We start from the raw sequence: 20,662 nt of genomic DNA on the forward strand, positions 1-20,662 counted from the left end.
GTCGTCATGGATCTGGGATTGAACGGCCGCTGGGCGCTGGTCTGCGCGGCCAGCAAGGGCCTGGGGCGCGGTTGCGCCGAGGCGCTGGTGGGCGAGGGCGTCAACGTCGTCATCACCGCGCGCGGCGAGGCCGACCTGCTCGCCACGGCCGCCGCGCTGCGCGCCTTGAACCCACACGTCGACGTGCGCAGCGTGGCCGGCGACATCGCCACCGCCGAGGGCCGGGCCGCCGCACTGGCCGCCTGCCCGCAGGTGGACATCCTCATCAACAACGCCGGCGGGCCGCCGCCCGGCGACTTCCGCGACTGGGGTCGTGAGCAGTGGCTGGCGGCGCTGGAAGCCAACATGCTGACGCCCATCGAGCTGATCAAGGCCACGGTCGACGCGATGGCGGCGCGCGGCTTCGGGCGCGTCGTCAACATCACCTCCGGCGCGGTGAAGGCGCCCATCGACGTGCTGGGCCTGTCCAACGGCGCACGCTCGGGGCTGACCGGCTTCGTCGCCGGCATTGCCCGCCAGCCGCGTCTGGCCGGCGCCAACGTGACGATCAACAACCTGCTGCCCGGGGCCTTCGATACCGACCGCCTGAAGAAGACCTTCGCTGCCGGCGCCGCGAATGCCGGTATCGGCGTCGATGAGGTGGCTGCCAAACGCCGCGCGGCCATCCCTGCCCAGCGCTTCGGTACGGCGGCCGAGTTCGGCGCGCTCTGCGCCATGCTGTGCAGCGCGCAGGCCGGCTACCTGACCGGCCAGAACATCCTGCTCGATGGTGGGAGCTACCCGGGGACCTTCTGATGACCTGGCTCAAGCGCATCGTCGCGGGGCTGTTGCTGCTCGTGGGACTACTGGCCCTGGCGCTCTGGCTGGCGCTGCGCGGCAGCCTGGCCCAGCTCGACGGCGAACGCAGCGTGGCCTCGCTGAGCGCGCCGGCCGAGGCGCAGCGCGATGCGCGCGGCTACGTGACCATCACGGCCGAGAACCGCCTGGACGTGGCCCGCGCACTCGGCTTCGTGCATGCCCAGGAGCGCTTCTTCCAGATGGACTTGATGCGGCGAAACGCGGCCGGCGAGCTGTCCGCGCTGGTGGGCGCCATGGCCTTGCCGCTGGACAAGGCGCGGCGGCTGCACCGCTTTCGCCACCGTGCGGGCGCGGCGCTGGCCGCCATGCCCGCCGCCGACCGCGCGCTGCTGGACGCCTATGTCGACGGCGTCAACGCGGGGCTGTCGGCGCTGGGCAGCCGGCCGCCGGAATACCTGCTGCTGCGCCAGTCGCCCACGCCCTGGGTCGCGGCCGACACGCTGCTGGTGGGCTACGGCCTCTACCTGGACCTGCAGGGCGCGCAAGGCCGCGACGACATCGCGATGGGCCGGCTGCACGACGCCATCCCGGCCGACTGGTACGCCTTCCTGATGCAGCACAGCGCCGACTGGCAGGCGGCGCTGGACGACAGCCGCGTGGTCGCCGTGCCGCTGCCGGCCACGCCCATGCCCGAGGCCTTGCGCGCCGCCAAGCTGGCCTGCAGCGACTGCCGGCTGCGTGATTCGCGCGACCTCGGCAGCAACAACTTCGCCGTCGCCGCCGCGCATGGCGCCGAAGGGCGGGCCATCGTCGCCGACGACATGCACCTGGGCCTGCGCTCGCCCGGCACCTGGTTCAAGGCGCGCCTGCGCTGGAAGGACGCCGCCGGCAACCGCGACATCGCTGGCGTGACGCTGGCCGGCACGCCGCTGCTCATCGTCGGCAGCAATGGCCGCGTGGCCTGGGGCTTCACGAACACGACCTCCGACTGGGCCGACGTGGTCACGCTGAAGCTCAATGCCGCCGGCACGCACTACCTGGCGGGCGGCGTGGAGAAGCCGCTGGCCCGCCGCGTCGAGCGCATCGAGATCGCGGGTGAGGCTGCCGTCGACCACGAGGTGCTGGAGAGCGAGTGGGGGCCGGTCATGGCCCAGCAGGCGCCCGATGGCCAGGCCTATGCGCTGCGCTGGGTGGCCCATGACGCCGAGGGCATGAACCTGCGGCTGGCGCAGCTGGAGACGGCCGCGAACGTGGATGAGGCCGTGCGCAGCGCCGCCGGCACCGGCGTGCCGGCGCAGAACCTGCTCGTGGCCGACGCCACCGGCCGCATCGCCTGGACCGTGCTGGGCGCGGTGCCGAAGCGCGTCGGCGCCGACGACATCGACCGCCCGCAGGACTGGAGCGACGGCCGCCCGCGCTGGCAGGGCTACCTGGCGCCGGCCGAGCAGCCGCGCATCGTCGACCCGGCCGACGGGCGGCTGTGGACGGCCAACTCGCGCATGGTGGGTGGCGCCGCGATGCAGACCCTGGGCAACGGCGGCTGGGACCTGGGCGCCCGCGCAACGCAGATCCGCGACGGCCTGCGCGCGCAAGCCGCCTTCGACGAGGCCGGCCTGCACGCCATCCAGCTTGACCACCGCGCGCTGTTCCTGCAGCGCTGGCGCCAATTGCTGCTGGACCGCGTGCTGACGCCGGACTTCGTCGCCGCCCACGGGCTGGCCGACTACCGCGCCGAGGTCGACCAGAGCGCCGACGCCGCGCGGCCCGAGGCGAAAGGCTATCTGCTCGTGCGGGCCTTCCGCGAGCGGGCGCTGCAGCAGGTCTTCGCGCCGCTGGCCGCCCTGATGGAAGCCAACGGCCTGAAGGCGTCGGACCTGCAGCTGGTGCCCGAGACGCCCGGCTGGGCGCTGATCCACGCCGCCCGGCCCGACACCTTGCCGGCGGCCCACAAGAGCTGGCCCGAGCTGCTGCAGCGCGCCGTGCTGGACAGCCGCGCCGCACTCGTCGCCAGGCACGGCAGCCTGGCCGCCGCGACCTGGGGCGCGGACAACACCACCGCCATGCGCCACCCGCTGAGCGCGGCCGTGCCGGCGCTGTCGGGCTGGCTGGACCAGGCCTCGCAAGGCATGGCCGGCGACGCCCACATGCCGCGCGTGCACAACCATGGCCATGGCCAGAGCCAGCGCATGGTGGTCTCGCCCGGCCACGAGGAGCGCGGCATCCTCGTCATCCCCGGCGGCCAGAGCGGCCACCCGATGTCGCCGTTCTATCGCAGCGACCATGCGGCCTGGCTGGCCGGCGAGCCACTGGCCTTCCTGCCCGGCGAAACGCAACACCGCCTCGTGCTGCGCCCTTGACCCCTTTTTGTGGCTGCCTCGGCCGGGCCGGTCTGGGCACAATTGCGGCCTTCAAGATTCAACGGAGGCTGCTGCAATGAAACTCATGTTCGCTCTGCTGATGGCGACGGGCGCCCTGGCGGCCCAGGCCCAGGACGCTGGCTCCACCGTGGAGAAGTGCAGCAAGAAGTTCGGCGCGCTCGCCGTGGCCGAGCCCCAGCATGGATGGGGCCACTTGTCGCAGTACGGCCTGGGCTCGCCCGCCGCGCTGCTGCGCATGATGGTGCAGCAGTCGGGCTGCTTCGACGTGGTCGAGCGCGGCCAGGCCATGCAGAACCTGCAGCAGGAGCGCGCGTTGGCGGCCGGTGGCGAACTGCGCGCCGAGTCCAACCTGGGCCAGGGGCAGATGCAGGCAGCGGATTTCGTGCTGACCCCCACCGTGCAGATCGGCTCCAGCAACACCGGCGGCATCGGCGGCTTCCTGGGCGGCCGGCTGGGCATCCTGGGCGCGCTGGCGGGCGGGCTGAAGTTCAAGGAGGCGTCCACCAGCATCCTGGTCTCGGACGTGCGCTCCAGCATCCAGGTCGCGGCGGCCGAGGGCAAGGCCAGCAAGACCGATTTCTCCATCGGCGGCTGGGGCTTCGGTGGTGGCGTGGTGGGCGGCCTGGGCGGCTACACCAGCACGCCCGAGGGCAAGGTCGTTGCCGCCAGCTTCCTCGACAACTACAACCGCATCGTCATCAGCATCCGCGACCAGGCCAACCTGATCCGCACCAGCAGCGCAGCGGGCGATGCCAATGCCGCCGCCTCGACGCGCGCCGAGGCGCCGCAGCAGGCCGGCCAGCTGCTGGCGGCCAAGATCGCCAACGTCAAGGCCTACGCCGAGCCCAGCCGTGACAGCGCGGTCGTGGCGACGTTGAACCGCAGCGACGAGCTGGTCGCCACCGGCGAAGCCAAGAACGGCTTCATCCGTGTCGATGCCTCCAACTTCAGCGGCTGGGTGCAGCGCACGCTGGTCGGCCCGGTGGTTGGCGGCGCCATCGCCCAGCCGCCGGCGGCGCCCGTGGCGTACACGCCGGCGCCGGTGCCGCGCGCGGGCCGGTGGGGCCAGTACAGCGTGGTTTTCAGCGGCGCCGAGCAGGGCGACTTCTTCATCACCATCGGCGATCGGGGTGAGGTCACCGGCCAGGGCCGCGGCGCGACGATGGGTGGCTTCACGGTGCGTGGCCAGGTGGACGACAACGGCGCCGTCAACCTCGGCGGCATCGCCTCCAACGGCATGGCGATGTTTGTCGGCCAGGTCGACCCGCGCGCCGGCATCATCAGTGGCAACTGGCGCTATGGCGACATGCGCACCGGCCAGCCCAGCACCGGCGGCGGCGGTGGCAGCTTCAACGGCAAGCGTCAGTGACATGAGCACGCCACGCATTGCCGTCGTCACCGGCGCCGGCTCCGGCATCGGCCGCGCGGTCGCGCGTGCGCTGGCCGCCGAAGGCTGGACGCTCGCGCTGATGGGCCGCCGCGAGGCGGCGCTGCGCGAGACCCTGCCCGATGCGCTTGTCCTGCCCGCCGACGTGGGCGACGAGGCCCAGGTCGACGCCGCCTTCGCCACGCTGCGCGAGCGCTTCGGCCGGCTGGACCTGCTCTTCAACAACGCCGGCTCGGGCGCGCCGGCCGTGCCCATCGACGAGCTGACCGTGGCGCAGTGGCGCGCTGTCGTCGACACCAACCTGACCGGCAGCTTCCTGTGCGCCCGCGCCGCCTTCGCGCTGATGAAGGCGCAGAGCCCGCGTGGCGGCCGCATCATCAACAACGGCTCGATCTCGGCCCATGCGCCCCGGCCCAACACGGCGCCCTACACGGCGACCAAGCACGCGATCACGGGCCTGACCAAGTCGCTGAGCCTGGACGGCCGCGCCTTCGACATTGCGGCCGGCCAGATCGACATCGGCAATGCCGCGACCGAGATGACCGAGAAGATGCTGCGCGGCGTGCCCCAGGCCAACGGCCAGATCGCCGTCGAGCCGCGCATGGATGTCGAAGACGTCGCCCGCGCCATCGTCTACATGGCCGGCCTGCCGCTGTCGGCCAATGTGCAGACGATGACGGTGATGGCGACGCAGATGCCCTACGTGGGGCGCGGCTGAATTGATGCCCCTCGCCCAACCTCGCATCGCTGAACGCGAGCGAGTCTGGTCGGTCCCCGGGGGGGACGGCGATGCTTGCGGCATCAAGCCGCAAGCACATCGCCATCGCGGGCCGGCTTGGGAGCGGCCCGGCGCTCGGCCCGGAACAAGTTCGCGTCATCCGCAGCGCCGTGGACCCATGAGAAGCACATACGCGGGCACGGGGCTTTAGCGCCCGCCGTCACAATCCCGCCATGTCGTTCTTCCGTCTGCTTCTCCGCTGGCTCATCCTGATCGTCGGGGCCATCGTCGGTCTCGCGTTCTTCCTGTTCGCGGTGGTCGCCTTCGTCACCATCCTGCTGCTGAGCCTGCTGACCGGCCGCAAGCCCAACATGCAGTTCCGCATGAACCGCAGCCCCTGGGCGCAGCGCCGGCCTCAGGCGCCGGCGGACGGGGATGTCGTGGACATCGAGGCGCGCGAGGTCAAGGCGCCGGCGGCACCGCCGCTGCCGCTGCAGCCGCCCCCCCGACACTGACCGGCCCGTACCAGGTGCGCGCCGAGGCGCGGCTGTTGTCGCTGTCGGTCATGACGGCCATGGACAGCAGCGGCCCGGGCGCCTCGCCGAAGGCGCGCCGGAAGTCGGAGGCTAGGTCGCGCTTGTGGTCCCGCCAGCGGCGCAACTCGGCGGGGCCGGAGTCGATGACGATCTTGCGGATGCGGTCGCTGCGCGGGTTGACGACGACCGTGCCGACCGGCAGCTTGCTGTCCCACACGTACATCAGCGTCGCATAGGGCGGCACCTCGCCGGTCAGCGCCTGGGCCAGCTCGAACTTCATGCGCGTGCGCATCGGCAGGCTGTCGATATCGCCACCGAAGCCAAAGATGACCCGCGCGACGGCGTCCTCGCGGTCGACATCGGCCACGCTGGCATTGGGAATGAGGCCTTGGGCCCACCACGAGAAGCTCACCTCGCCGACGCTGCCCGGCGACGGTTCCATGCGCTTGCGCCAGATGCTGGCTGAGCGTTCGGACGAGGCCTCCAGCGCGAGGCGGCCGTCCTTCTCGGTCCACTGGTAGCGGGTGGGCTTCTTGCCCGGCAAGGCCAGCGGCTGCCAGCCGTCTGCAGCGGGCGGTGGCGCCTTGCTGGGCGCGGCACAGGCCGTCAGTAGCGCGGCGGCCAGGGTGGCAAGGCAACGGGTATTGAGGGCGGTGTTCACCAGGTCTTGCGTTGGAGTTCTTCGAGGATTTCGCCGTATATGCGGTATCGGCCGGCGCTGATCAAGCCCGCATCGACCGCCTTGCGCACGCCGCAGTCGGGTTCGTGAATATGTGAGCAGTTGGCGAAGCGGCAGGTGGCGTGCTCGCGCAGGTCGGGCATCCACCGCCACAGCTCTGCCGCAAGGATTTGATGCAGGCCGAATTCCTGGAAGCCGGGCGAGTCGATGAGCGCCGTCGTGCGCGTCTCGTCGGTCCAGTACCACTGCGTCGTCGTCGTCGTGTGGCGGCCGGAATTGAGCGCCTGCGAGATCTCGCCGATCTGGGCCTTGGCGTCCTCCACGAGCAGGTTGATCAGCGTGCTCTTGCCCGTGCCGCTGGGGCCGAGCACGAAGGTGCGCTGATCCTTCAGCCACGGGTCCAGCGTCGCGCGGGAGCCCTCCGGGTCGGCCTTCAGCGCGACCTCGAACATCTGCAGCCCCATCGCGCGGTAGGGCGCCAGGCGCTCGCGTGCGGAATCGGTGCCGGGCAGGTCGGTCTTGTTCAACGCGATGGCCATGCGGATACCGGCGGACTCGGCGGCGATCAGCGAGCGCGTCAGCTGCGATTCGCTGAACACCGGCTCGACGGCGACCAGCACGAGGAGCTGGTCCAGGTTGGCGGCGAAGCTCTTGGTCTTCCACTCGTCCTGGCGGAACAGCAGGTTGCGGCGGGGCTCGACGGCCTCGATGACGCCTTCGTCACCGGAGTCGGCAAAGCGCACCTGGTCGCCCACGACCGCCTCGCTCTTCTTGCCGCGCGGGTGGCAGACGAAGCGCTTGCCGTCGGCGTCCTCGACGATGTAGTGGCGGCCGTGGCCGCGCACCACCAAGCCCAGGTCCAGCGCCTGGAACTTGCTCATCCGCCGGTCGCTTCGGGCAGGGCGCTCACTTGTGCCGCGCAGATGGCGTCGTTCAAGGTCAGCCCGCCGCGCGAGTGCGTTGTCCAGCTGACGGTGCACGCGTCATAGCTCACGAGCATCTCGGGGTGATGGTCCTGCGCATGCGCGACTTCGGCGACCGCGTCGACGAAGGCCATGACCTGGTAGAAGTTGGCGAAGCCGAAGCGCCGGCCGATCAGCTTGGCCTCGGGGTCGGGCAGCCAGCCGGGCAGGGCGGCCAGCACGCGGGCGCGCGTGTCGGCGTCCAGCAGCGCGGCCTTGGGGTCACATTGGGCAAGCAGCAGATCAGTCATGTGGCGAGGGCAGCGAGGCGTTCAGCGGCCGGGGGGTGCGAGTAGTAAAAACGGGCGTAGACCGGGTCTGGTGTCAGTGTGCCGGCGTTGTCCTCGTGCAGCTTGAGCAGCGCTGCGGACAGATCGGCGCCGCTGGCATGCGCGCGGGCATAGGCGTCGGCCTGGAACTCGTCGCGGCGCGAGAAGTGGCTGGCCAGCGGCGTGACGAAGAAGCCGAACACCGGGCCGGCAAGCAGGAACAGCATCAGCGCCAGCGCGTCGTTCGGCGCCCCCAGGTTCGGCTGCACGCCCAGGCCCAGGTAGAAGGCCGGCTGTTGCGCCAGCCAGCCCAGCAGCGCAAAGCCGGCCAGGCTCATCGCGAAGGCCAGCACGATGCGCTTGACGATGTGCTTGTGCTTGAAGTGGCCCAGCTCGTGCGCCAGCACCGCCTCCAGCTCGCTGCCGTTGAGCTTGGACAACAGCGTGTCGAAAAAGACGACGCGCTTTGCCGGGCCGAAGCCGCTGAAGTAGGCGTTGGCATGCGCCGAGCGCCGGCTGCCGTCCATGACGAACAGCCCCTTGGCCGCAAAGCCGCAGCGGGCCATCAGCCGCTCGACACGCTCTTTCAGCGCTACATCGGTCAGCGGCTCGAACTTGTTGAACAGCGGTGCGATGACGGTCGGGTAGAGCACCATGACGAGCAGTTGGAAGCCCATCCACACACCCCAGGCCCACAGCCACCAGCGCGGGCCGGCGGCGCCCATCAGCCACAGGATCAGCGCCAGCAGCGGCAGGCCCAGCACCACGGCCAGCAACAGGCCCTTGAGCATGTCGCCGACATACAGGCCGAGCGTCATGCGGTTGAAGCCGAAGGCCTGCTCGATCTTGAAGGTCGAATACAGCTCCCAGGGCAGGTCCAGCAGCGAGCCGATCAGTGCAAACGCGGCGACGAGGCCGAGTTGGTAGCCTATCGTCTGCCAGCCTTCGGGCAAGGACTGGCTCGCCTGCAGCACCCAGCCGTTCAGCAGATTCAGCCCGCCCAAGAGCGTCCAGGCCAGCAGCACGACGGCGTTGAAGGCCAGCGCCAGCAGGCCGAAGCGGGAGCGGGCGATTGTGTAGTCCGCCGCCTTCTGGTGGGCCGACAGCGTCACGCTGCCGGAGAATGCCGCCGGCACGCGGCCGCGGTGGGCCGCGACATGGCGGACCTGGCGCGAGGACAGCCAGAACTTGACGAGCAGGGAAGCCGCAAGTGCGACCGCAAAAGCAAGGGACAACAGCGTGGGCGACATAGGCGTCGAGTTTAGGCTGCGACAATTTCCCGCTGTTCAAGCGAGCCCACCATGTCCGACACCCTTGCCCTCAGCGAAAACAACCTGATCTGGATCGACCTCGAGATGACAGGTCTTTACCCGGACACCGACCGCATCATCGAGATCGCCGTCGTTGTCACCGATGCCAACCTGGAGCAGCGCGTGCAGGGCCCCGTGTTCGCCGTGCACCAGAGCGACGAAACGCTGGACAAGATGGACGCCTGGAACAAGGGCACCCATGGCCGCAGCGGCCTCATCGACCGCGTGAAGGCGTCGACCGTCTCCGAGGCCGATGCCGCTGCGCAGACCATCGCCTTCCTGAAGCAATACGTGCCCAAGGGCAAGAGCCCCATGTGCGGCAACAGCATCTGCCAGGACCGCCGCTTCCTCGCCAACTACATGCCGGAGCTGGAGAGCTTTTTCCACTACCGCAACCTGGACGTGTCCACGCTGAAGGAGCTGGCCAAGCGCTGGAAGCCGTCGGCGCTGGAGGGCTTCAAGAAGGCCCAGGCGCACACGGCGCTGGCCGACATCCAGGAGTCCATCGAGGAACTGGTGCATTACCGCACTCACTTCCTGAACCTGGGCTGACCCTTTCAGCGAGCGTGCTGCACGCCGCCTTCGACTTCCCCCGCCACCCGCTGGCCCGCGAGGATGGCGAGCGGCTGCGCGGCTGCTGGAACGCGCCGCCCGTGCGCTGGCTGCGGGCGACACGGCTGGATGAAGTCCGCGCCGTCATCGCCGAGGCCGAGGCTGTGGCACGAGCGGGCGCCTGGGTGCTGGGCGGTCTGCGCTACGAAGCTGCGGCGGCCTTCGACAAGGTTCTTGCGACTCATGCCAGTGCCGCGCCGCTGGCCGAGTTCGCCGTCTTCGACACCGCGCCCGAGCCGTGGCCGGAAAGTGGTGCGACACACACCGGCTTCCTCGGCTGGCGCGATGACGAGCCCGACGCAACCGCCGCCATCGAGCGCATCCGCGACTACATCCGCGCCGGCGATTGCTACCAGGTCAACCTGACGACGCGGTTGCGCACGGCGGCGGGCAAGCTCGATCCCGAGCAGCTCTTCCTCGCGCTACACGGCAGCCAGCCGGGCGGCTTCAACCTGTTCCTGCGCGAGGCCGGCGCGGCCAGCGTGTCGCCGGAACTCTTTTTCGACTGGCGCCCCGTGCCCGGCGCCAAGGCCAGCTGGCTGCTGGCCGCCCAGCCGATGAAGGGCACCGCGCCGCGCGGGCGCGACCGCGTCGACGACGAGGCGGCTCAAGCCCATCTGCGCACCAGCGAGAAGGAACGTGCCGAGAACCTGATGATCGTGGACCTGCTGCGCAACGACCTCAGCCGCGTCGCGCAGCTCGGCACCGTGCGCGTGCCGCGCCTGTTCGAGCTGCATGCGCTGCCGACCGTCTGGCAGATGACGTCCACCGTCACCGCCGTCAGCCGCGCCGGGCTGACGCTGGCGGACGCGTTTGCGGCGCTGTTCCCTTGCGGGTCGGTGACCGGCGCGCCCAAGGTACGGGCGATGCAGGTCATCCGCGAGCTGGAGCCGTCGGCCCGGGGCTGGTATTGCGGCGCGCTCGGGCTGATCCAGCCGGGCGGCATCGCGACGTTCAACGTGCCCATCCGCACTGCCGAGTTCGGTGGCGACAAGCTCACCTGCGGCATCGGCAGCGCCATCACGCTGGACAGCGAGCCGGCGGCCGAGATCGCCGAGTGGCGGGCCAAGTCGCGCTTTCTCGCCCGCGCCGAGGCGCCCGTCGAGGCGCTGGAAACCTTGCGTCTGGAGGCCGGGGTGGCAGTTCGGGCCGACGCCCACCTGGCCCGCATGCAGCGCACGGCGCGCCACTTCGGCCTGCGCTTCTCGCTGACCGAGGCACGCGCTCATCTCAAAGCGGTCGCGGCAGCCCACCCACAAGGCTGCTGGCGCCTGCGCCTGACCTGCGACGGCGAGGGCCGTCTCGCCCACACGCTGAGCGCGTTCACGCCCACGACCGAACCGGTGAAGCTGGCGCTGGCCGACGGCCCCGTCACTACGCTGGGCCCACGTGCCGAATTCCTCGCCCACAAGACCACGCGCCGCGAGCTTTACGCCTTCGCCAAGCCGGCCGAGGCCTTCGACGTCATCCTGTGGAATGAGGCCGGCGAGCTGACCGAGTGCAGCTTCGGCAACCTGGCCCTGCATATCGACGGCCAATGGCTGACGCCGCCGCTGGCCGCCGGCCTGCTGCCCGGCGTGCTGCGCGCCGAGCTGCTGGCGCAGGGCCGCATCAAGGAAGCGCGCCTGACCCGGGACGACCTGGCCCGCGCCCACGGGCTGGCCTTCTTCAACAGCCTGCGCGGCTGGCTTGATGCTGGTCTGCTGAGCTGAGTCCATTTGGTGAAAACCCTGAAAGCATGCTACAGTCGCGGCTTCGCTCGGCTCAGGCCGGGCATCGTACGTCTCCTCTGACCTCGTTCGGCCCGTAGTTCATACGGCTTCTCGAACACCCCTCGTGGATCGGTCGGCGGCGATGAAGCCGTCGCTTTGACTGTTCCCCCGTGCCGCAACCGACTGCAATCTGCAGCCCGAGCCGCCCGACACGAGCTTTCTCCCAGCGACTTTGACTGTTGAACGGCATGAGCTGTTCAGCGCCCGCGTGCCGCCCTCACTGAATTTTGGGCGGCATGGACGGGCTTTGACTGAAAGAATGAAATGAGTTTCGATACCCTGGGCCTGAACGAAGTTGTGCTGAAGGCCGTGAAAGATTCCGGCTACGAGAACGCCACCGACGTACAGACGCTCGCCATCCCCGCTGCCATCGCCAACAAGGACCTGATGGTCTCGGCGCGCACCGGCTCGGGCAAGACCGCTGCCTTCATCCTGCCGGCGCTGGAGAAGATCCTGGCCGCGCGTGCCGACGACAGCAAGAAGCGCGAAAAGGGCAAGGTCTACGGCCCCAAGATCCTGGTGCTGGCGCCCACCCGTGAGCTGGCCATGCAAGTCGCCAAGGCCGCACAGACCTACGGTCGCTTCATCCCTGGCCTGAAGGTCGCGACGGTGCTGGGCGGCATGCCCTACCCGCTGCAGATCCGCCAGCTGATGGGCCCGCTGGACATCCTGATTGCGACCCCCGGCCGCCTGATCGACCACATCAACTCCGGCAAGTGCGTGCTGGGCAATGTCGAGATGCTGGTGCTGGACGAAGCCGACCGCATGCTGGACATGGGCTTCATCGACGACATCACGATGATCGCCGGCAACACCCCGGCCGAGCGCCAGACGGTGATGTTCAGCGCCACGTTCGCCGGCCACGTCGGCCGCCTCGCGCAGAACCTGCTGAAGGACCCGCAGCGCATCGAAGTCGCCAACCACACCGACACGCACGAGAACATCGAGCAGCGCCTGCACTGGGCCGACAACCCCCACCACAAGGACCAGCTGCTGGAATCCATCCTGGCGCTGCCGGAAATGGAGCAGGCCGTCGTCTTCACGAGCACCCAGCGTGACGCCGACTGGCTGGCCGAGCGCCTGGCCGAGATCGGCCACTCGGTCGCCCCGCTGCACGGCGCCATGCCGCAAGGCAAGCGCAACCGCGTGCTGCAAGCCCTGCGCAGCAAGCAAGTGCGCGTGCTGGTGGCCACCGACGTTGCCGCTCGCGGCATCGACGTGCCGACCATCAGCCACGTCATCAACTACGGCCTGCCGATGAAGGCCGAGGACTATGTGCACCGCATCGGCCGCACCGGCCGTGCCGGCCGCCAGGGTCTGGCGATCACGCTGGGCCTGCGTGACGACGTGTCCATGATCCGCCGCATCCAGCAGTTCACGACCCAGACCATCCCGGTGCAGCAGATCGAAGGCCTGGAGCCCAAGACGCCCGAGCCGCGCATCTTCGCGGCGCGCCCGGCCGGTTCGTTCGACGACCGTGGCCCGCGCGGCAACTTCGGCGGCCGTCCCGGCTTCGGCAACAAGCCTTTCCGTCGTGAAGATGGCCCGCGTGGCAACTTCAACGCCGGTGGCCGTCCGCCTTTCGGTGGCGAGCCGCGTCGCGAGGGCTTTGCGCCGCGTGACGACCGTGGCTTCCAGCCGCATGGTGACAACCGTGGTTTCCAGCCGCGTGACGAGCGCAGCTTTGCGCCGCGTGACGACAAGCGTGGCTTTGCGCCCCGTGACGATCGTGGTTTTGCGCCGCGCGGTGACCGTCCCTTCACGCCCGGTGGCAAGCCTTCCTTTGGCGGCCCCAAGCCTGGCTTCGGCGGCCCGCGTAAGGGCGGCTTCGGTCGCTGAGTTGAACCACTGAAAAGCAAAAGCGGGCCTCGGCCCGCTTTTCTATTGCTGCTTCAGGAAGGGTTCCAGCCAGCGCATCTGCGGCTTGTCCTTGCCGTCCTTGCCCGGCTCCAGCGACAGGAAGTAGTCGCCCCAGGTCGGGCCGCCGGCCCACCACAGCCAGCCGGTCCAGACGTCGGCGTTGTCCTGCAGGTGCTGCAGCGCGCTGCGGATGACCTGCTCGCAGACGGGGTTGGCGCCGCCGCCCAGTTCGCCCAGCAGCGCGCGGCGCTTGTTGGCCTTGAGCCAGGCGGTGAAGCGCTGCAGGCGCTCGACGCCGATGGTGGGGCTGACGCACTCGGTGTTCGTGCCCGAGCCGTCCTTGTCGAAGTACTGGTGCACCTCGAACACCATGTTGTCCAGCGGGTCACGCACCTTGCCCATGACCTCGGCGTTGGGCGTGCCGTACCACTTGCTCTCGAACCAGCTCCAGGCGCCGGTGTAGCCATTGCCGGGCAACGTGATGAGGTTCTTCGCGCCGGCGGCGCGGATGGCGTCGACGGCGGCCTGTGCCGCTTCTGCCCAGGTTTCGGTGGGCATCTCGCGCGGCTCGTTGACGAGGCCGAACTGCACCTTGGGGTTGTCCTTGAACTGCAGCGCCAGGCGCCGCCAGAAGTCGGCAAAGGCGGCGAAGGGCACCTCGGGTTTGCCGACATGCACGTTTTTGTAGGCCGCGTAGTTGTGAGGGTCCAGCAGCACATGCAGGCCCCGTGCGGTCGTGCCGTCGACAAACTCGCGCAGGCGGCCCAGCTCGGTCGAGTCCAGCTCGCCCATCAAGGTGGGCTGCAGGCGCTCCCAGCGGAAGGCGATGCGCATCAGGTTCATGCCCTTGGCCTGGTAGTAGGCCGTGCTGGCGACGCTGGGGTAGACGTACTCCCTGCCGTAGACGCCGGGGAAGGGCAGTTTCTCGCCCCATTCGGCGCTGGACAGGCTGATGCCCTGCCATTCGAGCTTGGGCGGTGCGGCTTGGGCGGCCAGGGCGGCGGCCAGCAGCGTGGCGCCAATCAATCGCTTCATTTGTCGTCTCCTTTTTGTCGGGCGGGTGGCTGCACGCCCAGCGCGGCGAGCACGTCCTGGCAGGCGCCCATGGTGTGGTAATCGGTCTTGCCGGCAGGACTCTTCTCGTCGGTGAGCTTGGCGTTGTTGTTGCTGAGGATGCGGTACCAGGCGCCGTGCTCGTGGTCCACGAAGTGCTGCCAGGCGTAGGTCCAGAGGCGGTCGTACCACTGCCAGTAGGCGTCGTCGCCCGAGCGCTGGGCCAGCCAGGCGGCGGCGGCGAGGCTCTCGGCTTGCACCCAGAAGTACTTGTCGCCGTCACAGACCTCGCCACCGGGGGCGAAGCCGTAGACCAGGCCGCCGTAGATCTCGTCCCAACCGTGCTTCATGGCGGTGTCGAAGAAGTGGCGGGCGGTCGGGTACAGCCAGCCCGGCGCGGCGCTACCCAGGCGGCGCTCCAGCATCAGCAATAACTTGGCCCACTCCGTCAGGTGGCCGGTCTGGAAGCCCCAGGGCCGGAAGATGTTGGTCTTGTCGTCGCGGTTGTAGTCCCAGTCGGGCGTCCAGTCGGTCTTGTAGTGCTCCCAGACCAGGCCGTCGGCTTTGGACGCCTGGCGTTGGGCGATGGACGTGGCGAGGGTCAACGCACGGTCCAGGTAGCGAGCCTCACAGGTGGCGGCGTGGGCGGCCAGCATGGCTTCGCAGGCGTGCATGTTGGCGTTCTGGCCGCGGTAGGGGCCGACCTGCCAGTCCGGCGTGGCCTCGTCGGCGTAGAGACCGTGGGCCGGTTCCCAGAAGCGCTGCTCCATCAGCGCGAAGGTCGCGGCAATGCCTTCGCGCGCCCCGGCCACGCCGGCCTCGGCGGCATGCGCGTTGGCCAGTAGCACAAAGGCCAGGCCGTAGCAGTGGTTGGTGCCATCGGTGACGCTGGCGCGGCCGTCCTGCCAGTCCAGTACCCAGGCATAGCCGCCTTGCGGTTGCTGGTGAGCCTGGTTCACGAAGGCCAGCGCATGCGCCACGTCTTCCACCGGCCCGCCGAACCAGCGCCAGGCCAGCGCATGGTTGAAGACGAACCGGGTGCTGCTCACCAGGTGGCGCGTGCGGCGGTCATAGACTGTGCCGTCGTCCTTGAAGAACTGGAAGCAGCCGCCGGTCTCGTCCTTCACTCGCGGCGCGTAGAAGGCCAGCGTGTGGCGCATGTGGGCCCACAGCGCGTCGGGCTGGCGCATGTCGGGAACGCTCATTTCAACACCTCGTCTTTCAGGAAACGGGTCAGCTCGTCGGCCATCTGCGCATGCACGTCGATGCGCGGATGGGCCCAGGCAAACGCCGCGAAGCGGTAGCTCCACACCTTGGCATCGCCTTCGCCGCGCAGCGTCTGCACGGCGCGCTCCACGGCCTGCGGGATGGCGGGCTGCTCGCGCGGGGCCGACATGCCGCCCATCAGCAGCACGATCTTGGCCTGCGGGTGGCGGCCGCGCAGCTGGCGCACGAAGGCGAGGTAGCGCGGGCCGAAGTCTGCAGCGATCGGCTGGCCCTTGGAGGCCGGGAAGCCATGGTCGTTCTGGCCCAGGTTGAGCAGCACGACATCGGGCGCACGCACGTCGGCCGGCGCGACGGCCGCGTCCTTGCGCGGGGCGACCCGGTTCCACACGTCGGGCATGAGCAGGTCGTGCCAGGTGGCGGTGATGCCGATGCCGCTGATGGCAATGCCGACATAGTCCGCACCCAGCCGTGCTGCGGCCACGGCGCCGTAGGCCCGCGTGCCGTCGTGGGGGTAGAGGTCGTCGTACTGGTCGTCGGCGACGTCGCCGTTGCAGGCGCCGGCGGTGATGGAGTCGCCGTAGAAGGCCAGCGTCAGCGGGCGGGCCGGCGGCGGGGCCAGCAGCTTGCCGCCTTCGGCCAGGCGCAGGCCGTGCAAGCTGGCTTCGGCCATGGAGCCCTCGGTGCGCTTGACCAGACGCAGCGTGTGCTCGCCGTCGGCCAGCGGCTCACGCAGCCGCCAGACGGTGTGGTCCTTGCCGGGCACGGCCAGCGGGTTCACGCGGCCGTCGATCTCGACCGTGAAGTGGCTGGTGCCCCAGTGCGTGGACGAGAACTCCAGCGCCAGATCGCGGCCGGTGAAGCGTGCCCGCAGCTCGCTGCCGCTCCAGGCCATCAGCTTGGACGAGGGCAGGGGCCCGGCGCCGACGCGCCCCACCCAGCGCAGTTGGGGATCGTTGGCGGGGATCAGGCCGGGGCGGTTGGTGGGCGACTCGCGCACGAAGTCGCTGGCGCGCAGCGCGGGCGGCAGGATGCCGGCCGACATGACGGCCAGGAGGCTGGCCGGGCGGCCGCTGCCGGCCCATTCGTCACGCTTCACGCGCACCTGCAGCAGGTGGGCGGTGGGTTCGAGGTCGCGGCCGACGACCTTGTAGTGCCAGCCGAGGTAGCCCTTGCGGTCGGCGACATGGCCTTGCAACGTGACCCAGGGGCCGTCGTCCACGCGGGCTTCGAGGTTGCGGTAGTGCTCGCTCTCGGCGTGGAAGACGGCGACCTCGCTGCCGTAGACGAGGAAGCGGGCCTCGGCATCGTTGGCTTTGCTGACCCAGCCGGGCTGCTGGCCGGTCCATTCGGGGTGTACCTCGCCGCCGCGCTCGAAGCCGCGCACCTGGTAGGGCTTGAGCGTGTCGCCGGTCAACAAGCGGGTGAACTCATGCGCACGGCCGTGGAGCGGTTCGGGCACGGGCGCTGCAGCGACGGCAGGTGTTCGTGCTGCAGCGCGCAGCGTCTCGGCCAGCGCCAGCGCGATGCGCTGGTGGCCCATGCCGTTGGGGTGCACCGGCTCGTCGTAGAGCGACGCCCAGCGGTCCTGGCCGGTCTCCACGCGCGCCTGCATCCAGCGGCCGAAGTCCAGCGCCGTCAGGCCGTAGTGGGCCGCCAGCTTCAACTGGATCTCCACCGCGTCACGCGCCTGGTTGCCCTGCTGGGTCAGGCCCAGCACGACCACGGCGGGTGGCTTCTTCGCGGCCAGCAGCTTGCGCAGGATGGCCTCGTAGCTGCTGCCGCGCACGCCGGGGTCCAGCCATTGGTCGTTGACGCCGAACTCGACGATGACGAGATCGGGCGACTTGTCCAGCACCTGGGACTGCAGGCGCTGCACACCGGCCGCCGAGTCTGTGCCGCTGACACCGGCATTGATCAGCTTGACCTTGGGCCCGAGCGACTTCGCCAGCAGCGCCGCCCAGCCCTTCTCGCGTGGCGGCTGGGCCGCGTAGCCGGTGGTGATCGATCCACCCAGGGTGGCGAGCGTGATGGGCTCGCCAGCCTCCAGCCGCTTCATGACCGCTTGCAGCCGCGGTTCCGCGTGGGCGATCACCGGAAGCATCAGTGACACGGCCAAGCCCAATCCTTTCAACCAGTCCATATCAAACCTTTTTTGGCGCCCTGGCCGAGTTGCAGCGGCAGGTTCGGCTCGGCGGCGGCGCCCGGGCGCTTGAGCGTGGTCGCTGGAACCACGTTGTCTCTAGTTGTTTACTAAACGGCAGGGATTATGGGCGCAGTTTTGGCGCCGGCGCCGAGTGTGTCGTGTGCAAAACATCGGGACTATCCCCGAGTGCGGTCGCAAATATAGAGAAACAGAATGCGCAACAAAACAATGTTTAGCTTTGCCGGTGGGCGGAGCAGGAGACGGGCCGCAAGCCACCTGGGCGCGGCGCATGGCGGAGCGCTTCGCGGCCCGCCGGAGTCTCCCGCCGCAGGCCGGCTGTGCGACTGACGACTGACACGACGTGAACTCTCAACGACTGACTGAACTCCATGACGGCTGGCTGCTGGCCGAGGTGCCCGACGGCCTCGACGGCGCTGCATTGACAGCGTTGCCAGCCGACGCCTGGCTGCCCGCCGCCGTGCCCGGCACGGCCCATGGCGCGCTGCTGGCGGCCGGGCGCATCCCCGACCCGTTCTACGGCCGCAATGAGGCCGAGCTGGCCTGGGTGGCCGAGCGTCGCTGGGCTTGGCGCCTGGGCTTCGATGGTGGCGAGCTGGCCGAGCGAGAGGAGCTGGTCTTCGACGGCCTGGACACCTATTGCACGGTCTGGCTCAACGGCGAGAAGCTGCTGCAGTCCGACAACATGTTCGTGCCGCAGCGTGTTGATGTCCGCTCGCGCCTGAAGCCGGGCCGCAACGAGCTGCTGCTGTGCTTCGAGCCGGCGCTGGCCGAGGCCCGCAAGGTCGAGGCGGTGCATGGCAAGCGCGCGCTCTGGAACGGCGACAGCGCCCGCCTGCACGCCCGCAAGGCGCAGTACCACTTCGGCTGGGACTGGGGCCCGGAGCTGATCACCTGCGGCCCGTGGCGGGCTGTGCGGCGGGACAGCGGCGCGGCGCGGGTGGCCGACCTGCACTGCCGCAGCGAGATCGATGTGGCCGCACGCACGGCGACGCTGCAGGTGGCAGCCCGGCTGCAAGGTGCCTGCGCGCGTTGCAACTTTGAACTGCTGGACCCGCTGGGTCGTTGCGTGGCCTCGCGTGTCGTGCCGGCGGTTGGTGATGTGAGCGCCACGCTGGCCGTCACCGACGCCCAGCTCTGGTGGCCGCTGGGCCTGGGCGCGCAGCCGCTGTACACGCTGGTGGCCCAGCTGCAGGACGACCAGGGCCGTGTGCTGGCCCAGGACAGCCGCCGCATCGGCCTGCGCACGCTGCGCCTGGTGCAGGCGCCGGTCGAGGGCGAGGCGGGCTCAAGCTTCCACTTCGAGGTCAACGGCCAGGATCTCTTCGCCGGTGGTGCCAACTGGATACCCGACGACAACCTGCTGGAGCGCATCACGCCGGCCCGCTACCGCGAGCGCGTGGCGCAGGCGGCGGCGGCCCACATGAACATGCTGCGCATCTGGGGCGGCGGCATCTACGAGCACGAGGCCTTCTACGAGGCCTGCGACGAACTGGGCATCCTCGTCTGGCAGGACTTCATGTTCGCCTGCGGCATCTACCCGGCCAACGAGGCCTTCCAGGCCAGTGTGCGCGCCGAGGCCGAGGCCGCAGTGAAGCGCCTGCGCCACCACGCCTGCATGGCGCTCTGGTGCGGCAACAACGAGGACTACATGATTGCCGAGTCCCAGGGCCTGGCCGGCCCCGGCATCCCGGCGGAGCGCTTCGAGGCGCGGGCGATCTACGAAAAGCTGCTGCCCGAGGTCTGCGCCGCGCTGGACCCAGACCGCGCCTACTGGCCGGGCAGCCCGTTCACACCTGGTGCCGATGTGAAGTCCTCCGACGTGACCGTGGGCGACCGCCACAGCTGGGAGGTCTGGCACCAGCAGATGCTGCCCTACCAGCGCTACGGGGATGTGCAGGCGCGCTTCGTCAGCGAGTTCGGCATGCAGTCGTATCCGTCGCTGGCGTTGCTGGAATCGGTGTTACCCGAGGACGAGCGCTTCCCCGAGAGCCGCACCGTGCAGTGGCACAACAAGGCCGGTTCGCCCACCGGGCCGGACGGCCATCGCCGCCTGGCGGTCTACCTCGCCGACAACCTGCGCGTGGGCCCGACGCTGGCGGATCACGTCTACGCGACGCAGTTCGTGCAGGCCGAGGCGATGCGCGTGGCCTACCAGGACTTCCGCCGCCGCTGGCAAAAGCCCGGCGCGCGCGCGGTGGGCGGCGCGCTGGTCTGGCAGCTCAACGACTGCTGGCCGGTGACGAGCTGGGCGTTGATCGACTCGGCCGGCACGGTCAAGCCGGCCTGGCATGCGGTGCGCCGTGCGCTGGCGCCACTGGCCGTTGCGGTGCGGCTGGAAGCGGGCCAGGCGCGGCTGGCCGTCATGAACGGCGGCATGCGAGGCCTGGCGCTGGCGCTGCAGCTGCGCGTCTTCGCGCTGGACGGCCGGCAGCTTGCCAGCGCCAGCCTGACGCAGGAGGCGCCGGCGTCGTCGAGCGTCGAGCTGCTGCAGCCGCTGCCGGCCTTCGAGGGCCCGGTCGTCGCGGAGCTGTGTGCGCTGGACGGCGACGGCCGCGAACTCGCGCGCGACTGCGCCTGGACCGAGCCGTTCAGGTTCTACCGCCTGGGCGGCGCGCGCATCACTGTGGAGCTTGAGGGCCAGTCGCTGTTGCTGCATACCGATCGTCCGGTCAAGGGGCTGTGGCTTGCCGGCAACGGCCTGGCGTTGGAGGACAACTTCATCGATCTCGTGCCCGGCGCAGCGCGCCGCGTTCATTCGAGGATAGCGATAACAAACGTCATCCGTGCCGTCGCGCTGGACCATGCGGCGTGGCAGGTTCGCGGCACAGATAGAGGAGGCGCACTCCAGGCGGAATGAGTGAATCCCCTGTCGCTGATTGCCCTGATGTGATTGGGCACAGCATTTGTTACCGTTACCAAAACGACGTTGGCGAACCA

At 69.7% G+C, this 20,662-nt stretch carries 16 protein-coding genes; 9 read left to right on the forward strand and 7 right to left on the reverse strand.

Annotation, left to right across the window (positions count from 1 at the left end):
* The first annotated feature begins 6 nt into the window (after positions 1–6).
* From ACG00Y_RS07155 to ACG00Y_RS07175, 5 genes are all read left to right on the forward strand, one after another.
* Positions 7–795 carry an SDR family oxidoreductase gene (locus tag ACG00Y_RS07155; RefSeq protein ID WP_394477318.1) on the forward strand — a complete coding sequence of 263 codons (789 nt, stop codon included), beginning with the start codon at positions 7–9 and terminating at the stop codon, positions 793–795.
* Entirely contained in the window at positions 795–3,155 is a 2,361-nt protein-coding gene (locus ACG00Y_RS07160) for a penicillin acylase family protein (protein WP_394477319.1), read from the forward strand. Before ACG00Y_RS07155 ends, ACG00Y_RS07160 begins: the two co-directional genes overlap by 1 nt.
* Before the next feature lie 76 nt (positions 3,156–3,231).
* Complete coding sequence (locus tag ACG00Y_RS07165) at positions 3,232–4,545, forward strand: CsgG/HfaB family protein (protein ID WP_394477321.1); 1,314 nt, start codon at positions 3,232–3,234, stop codon at positions 4,543–4,545.
* A 1-nt stretch (position 4,546) separates the two neighbouring features.
* Positions 4,547–5,281 carry an SDR family oxidoreductase gene (locus ACG00Y_RS07170; RefSeq protein WP_394477323.1) on the forward strand — a complete coding sequence of 245 codons (735 nt, stop codon included), beginning with the start codon at positions 4,547–4,549 and terminating at the stop codon, positions 5,279–5,281.
* 233 nt (positions 5,282–5,514) lie between these two features.
* Positions 5,515–5,796 (forward strand): hypothetical protein, encoded by a 282-nt coding sequence (locus tag ACG00Y_RS07175; protein ID WP_394477325.1) that lies wholly within the window; start codon positions 5,515–5,517, stop codon positions 5,794–5,796.
* On the opposite strand, the gene ACG00Y_RS07180 is transcribed toward ACG00Y_RS07175, so the two are convergent.
* Genes ACG00Y_RS07180 through ACG00Y_RS07195 form a run of 4 tightly spaced genes read right to left on the reverse strand, consistent with a single transcriptional unit; the run spans position 5,744 to position 8,977 of the window.
* Positions 5,744–6,478: a DUF3047 domain-containing protein gene (locus ACG00Y_RS07180; RefSeq protein ID WP_394477327.1), complete on the reverse strand. Its 735-nt coding sequence runs from the start codon at positions 6,476–6,478 to the stop codon at positions 5,744–5,746. The two genes, ACG00Y_RS07175 and ACG00Y_RS07180, sit on opposite strands and share 53 nt — an antisense overlap.
* Positions 6,475–7,377 (reverse strand): ribosome small subunit-dependent GTPase A, encoded by a 903-nt coding sequence (gene rsgA / locus ACG00Y_RS07185; protein WP_394477329.1) that lies wholly within the window; start codon positions 7,375–7,377, stop codon positions 6,475–6,477. Before rsgA ends, ACG00Y_RS07180 begins: the two co-directional genes overlap by 4 nt.
* The gene (locus ACG00Y_RS07190) at positions 7,374–7,709 is read right to left on the reverse strand and encodes a 4a-hydroxytetrahydrobiopterin dehydratase (protein ID WP_394477331.1); all 336 of its coding nucleotides are present in this window, start codon (positions 7,707–7,709) and stop codon (positions 7,374–7,376) included. The genes rsgA and ACG00Y_RS07190 overlap by 4 nt, the downstream gene beginning before the upstream one ends.
* Positions 7,706–8,977 carry a M48 family metallopeptidase gene (locus ACG00Y_RS07195; protein ID WP_394477333.1) on the reverse strand — a complete coding sequence of 424 codons (1,272 nt, stop codon included), beginning with the start codon at positions 8,975–8,977 and terminating at the stop codon, positions 7,706–7,708. Before ACG00Y_RS07195 ends, ACG00Y_RS07190 begins: the two co-directional genes overlap by 4 nt.
* A 51-nt stretch (positions 8,978–9,028) precedes the next feature.
* Between ACG00Y_RS07195 and orn the strand changes: the two genes are divergently transcribed.
* The 3 genes from orn (at position 9,029) to ACG00Y_RS07210 (ending at position 13,260) form a co-directional block, all read left to right on the forward strand.
* Positions 9,029–9,589 (forward strand): oligoribonuclease, encoded by a 561-nt coding sequence (gene orn / locus ACG00Y_RS07200; protein ID WP_394477334.1) that lies wholly within the window; start codon positions 9,029–9,031, stop codon positions 9,587–9,589.
* 14 nt (positions 9,590–9,603) lie between these two features.
* Positions 9,604–11,361, forward strand: a complete 1,758-nt coding sequence (locus tag ACG00Y_RS07205; RefSeq protein WP_394477336.1) for a chorismate-binding protein — start codon at positions 9,604–9,606, stop codon at positions 11,359–11,361.
* A gap of 324 nt (positions 11,362–11,685) precedes the next feature.
* Positions 11,686–13,260, forward strand: coding sequence for a DEAD/DEAH box helicase (locus ACG00Y_RS07210; protein ID WP_394477338.1), 1,575 nt, complete (start codon positions 11,686–11,688; stop codon positions 13,258–13,260).
* A 42-nt stretch (positions 13,261–13,302) separates the two neighbouring features.
* Here ACG00Y_RS07210 and ACG00Y_RS07215 read toward each other — a convergent pair whose 3' ends face one another.
* Genes ACG00Y_RS07215 through ACG00Y_RS07225 form a run of 3 tightly spaced genes read right to left on the reverse strand, consistent with a single transcriptional unit; the run spans position 13,303 to position 17,662 of the window.
* Positions 13,303–14,316, reverse strand: coding sequence for a glycoside hydrolase family 5 protein (locus tag ACG00Y_RS07215; protein WP_394477339.1), 1,014 nt, complete (start codon positions 14,314–14,316; stop codon positions 13,303–13,305).
* The gene (locus ACG00Y_RS07220; RefSeq protein WP_394477341.1) at positions 14,313–15,539 is read right to left on the reverse strand and encodes an AGE family epimerase/isomerase; all 1,227 of its coding nucleotides are present in this window, start codon (positions 15,537–15,539) and stop codon (positions 14,313–14,315) included. Before ACG00Y_RS07220 ends, ACG00Y_RS07215 begins: the two co-directional genes overlap by 4 nt.
* Positions 15,536–17,662 carry a GDSL-type esterase/lipase family protein gene (locus ACG00Y_RS07225; protein WP_394477504.1) on the reverse strand — a complete coding sequence of 709 codons (2,127 nt, stop codon included), beginning with the start codon at positions 17,660–17,662 and terminating at the stop codon, positions 15,536–15,538. Before ACG00Y_RS07225 ends, ACG00Y_RS07220 begins: the two co-directional genes overlap by 4 nt.
* A gap of 403 nt (positions 17,663–18,065) precedes the next feature.
* On the opposite strand from ACG00Y_RS07225, the gene ACG00Y_RS07230 reads away from it, so the two are divergent.
* Positions 18,066–20,582, forward strand: a complete 2,517-nt coding sequence (locus tag ACG00Y_RS07230; RefSeq protein ID WP_394477343.1) for a glycoside hydrolase family 2 protein — start codon at positions 18,066–18,068, stop codon at positions 20,580–20,582.
* Positions 20,583–20,662: the final 80 nt, after the last annotated feature.

The sequence above is a fragment of the Pelomonas parva genome (genome assembly GCF_043555835.1).
GTDB lineage: Bacteria > Pseudomonadota > Gammaproteobacteria > Burkholderiales > Burkholderiaceae_C > Pelomonas > Pelomonas parva.

What these genes read in the sequence shown, in the direction of transcription:
- ACG00Y_RS07160 (WP_394477319.1), top strand. Translation starts at nt 795, where the DNA reads ATGACCTGGCTCAAGCGCATCGTCGCGGGGCTGTTGCTGCTCGTGGGA.
- ACG00Y_RS07165 (WP_394477321.1), top strand. Translation starts at nt 3,232, where the DNA reads ATGAAACTCATGTTCGCTCTGCTGATGGCGACGGGCGCCCTGGCGGCC.
- ACG00Y_RS07170 (WP_394477323.1), top strand. Translation starts at nt 4,547, where the DNA reads ATGAGCACGCCACGCATTGCCGTCGTCACCGGCGCCGGCTCCGGCATC.
- ACG00Y_RS07210 (WP_394477338.1), top strand. Translation starts at nt 11,686, where the DNA reads ATGAGTTTCGATACCCTGGGCCTGAACGAAGTTGTGCTGAAGGCCGTG.
- ACG00Y_RS07190 (WP_394477331.1), bottom strand. Translation starts at nt 7,709, where the DNA reads ATGACTGATCTGCTGCTTGCCCAATGTGACCCCAAGGCCGCGCTGCTG.
- ACG00Y_RS07225 (WP_394477504.1), bottom strand. Translation starts at nt 17,662, where the DNA reads ATGCTTCCGGTGATCGCCCACGCGGAACCGCGGCTGCAAGCGGTCATG.
- ACG00Y_RS07175 (WP_394477325.1), top strand. Translation starts at nt 5,515, where the DNA reads ATGTCGTTCTTCCGTCTGCTTCTCCGCTGGCTCATCCTGATCGTCGGG.
- ACG00Y_RS07215 (WP_394477339.1), bottom strand. Translation starts at nt 14,316, where the DNA reads ATGAAGCGATTGATTGGCGCCACGCTGCTGGCCGCCGCCCTGGCCGCC.
- ACG00Y_RS07220 (WP_394477341.1), bottom strand. Translation starts at nt 15,539, where the DNA reads ATGAGCGTTCCCGACATGCGCCAGCCCGACGCGCTGTGGGCCCACATG.
- rsgA (WP_394477329.1), bottom strand. Translation starts at nt 7,377, where the DNA reads ATGAGCAAGTTCCAGGCGCTGGACCTGGGCTTGGTGGTGCGCGGCCAC.
- ACG00Y_RS07195 (WP_394477333.1), bottom strand. Translation starts at nt 8,977, where the DNA reads ATGTCGCCCACGCTGTTGTCCCTTGCTTTTGCGGTCGCACTTGCGGCT.
- ACG00Y_RS07155 (WP_394477318.1), top strand. Translation starts at nt 7, where the DNA reads ATGGATCTGGGATTGAACGGCCGCTGGGCGCTGGTCTGCGCGGCCAGC.
- orn (WP_394477334.1), top strand. Translation starts at nt 9,029, where the DNA reads ATGTCCGACACCCTTGCCCTCAGCGAAAACAACCTGATCTGGATCGAC.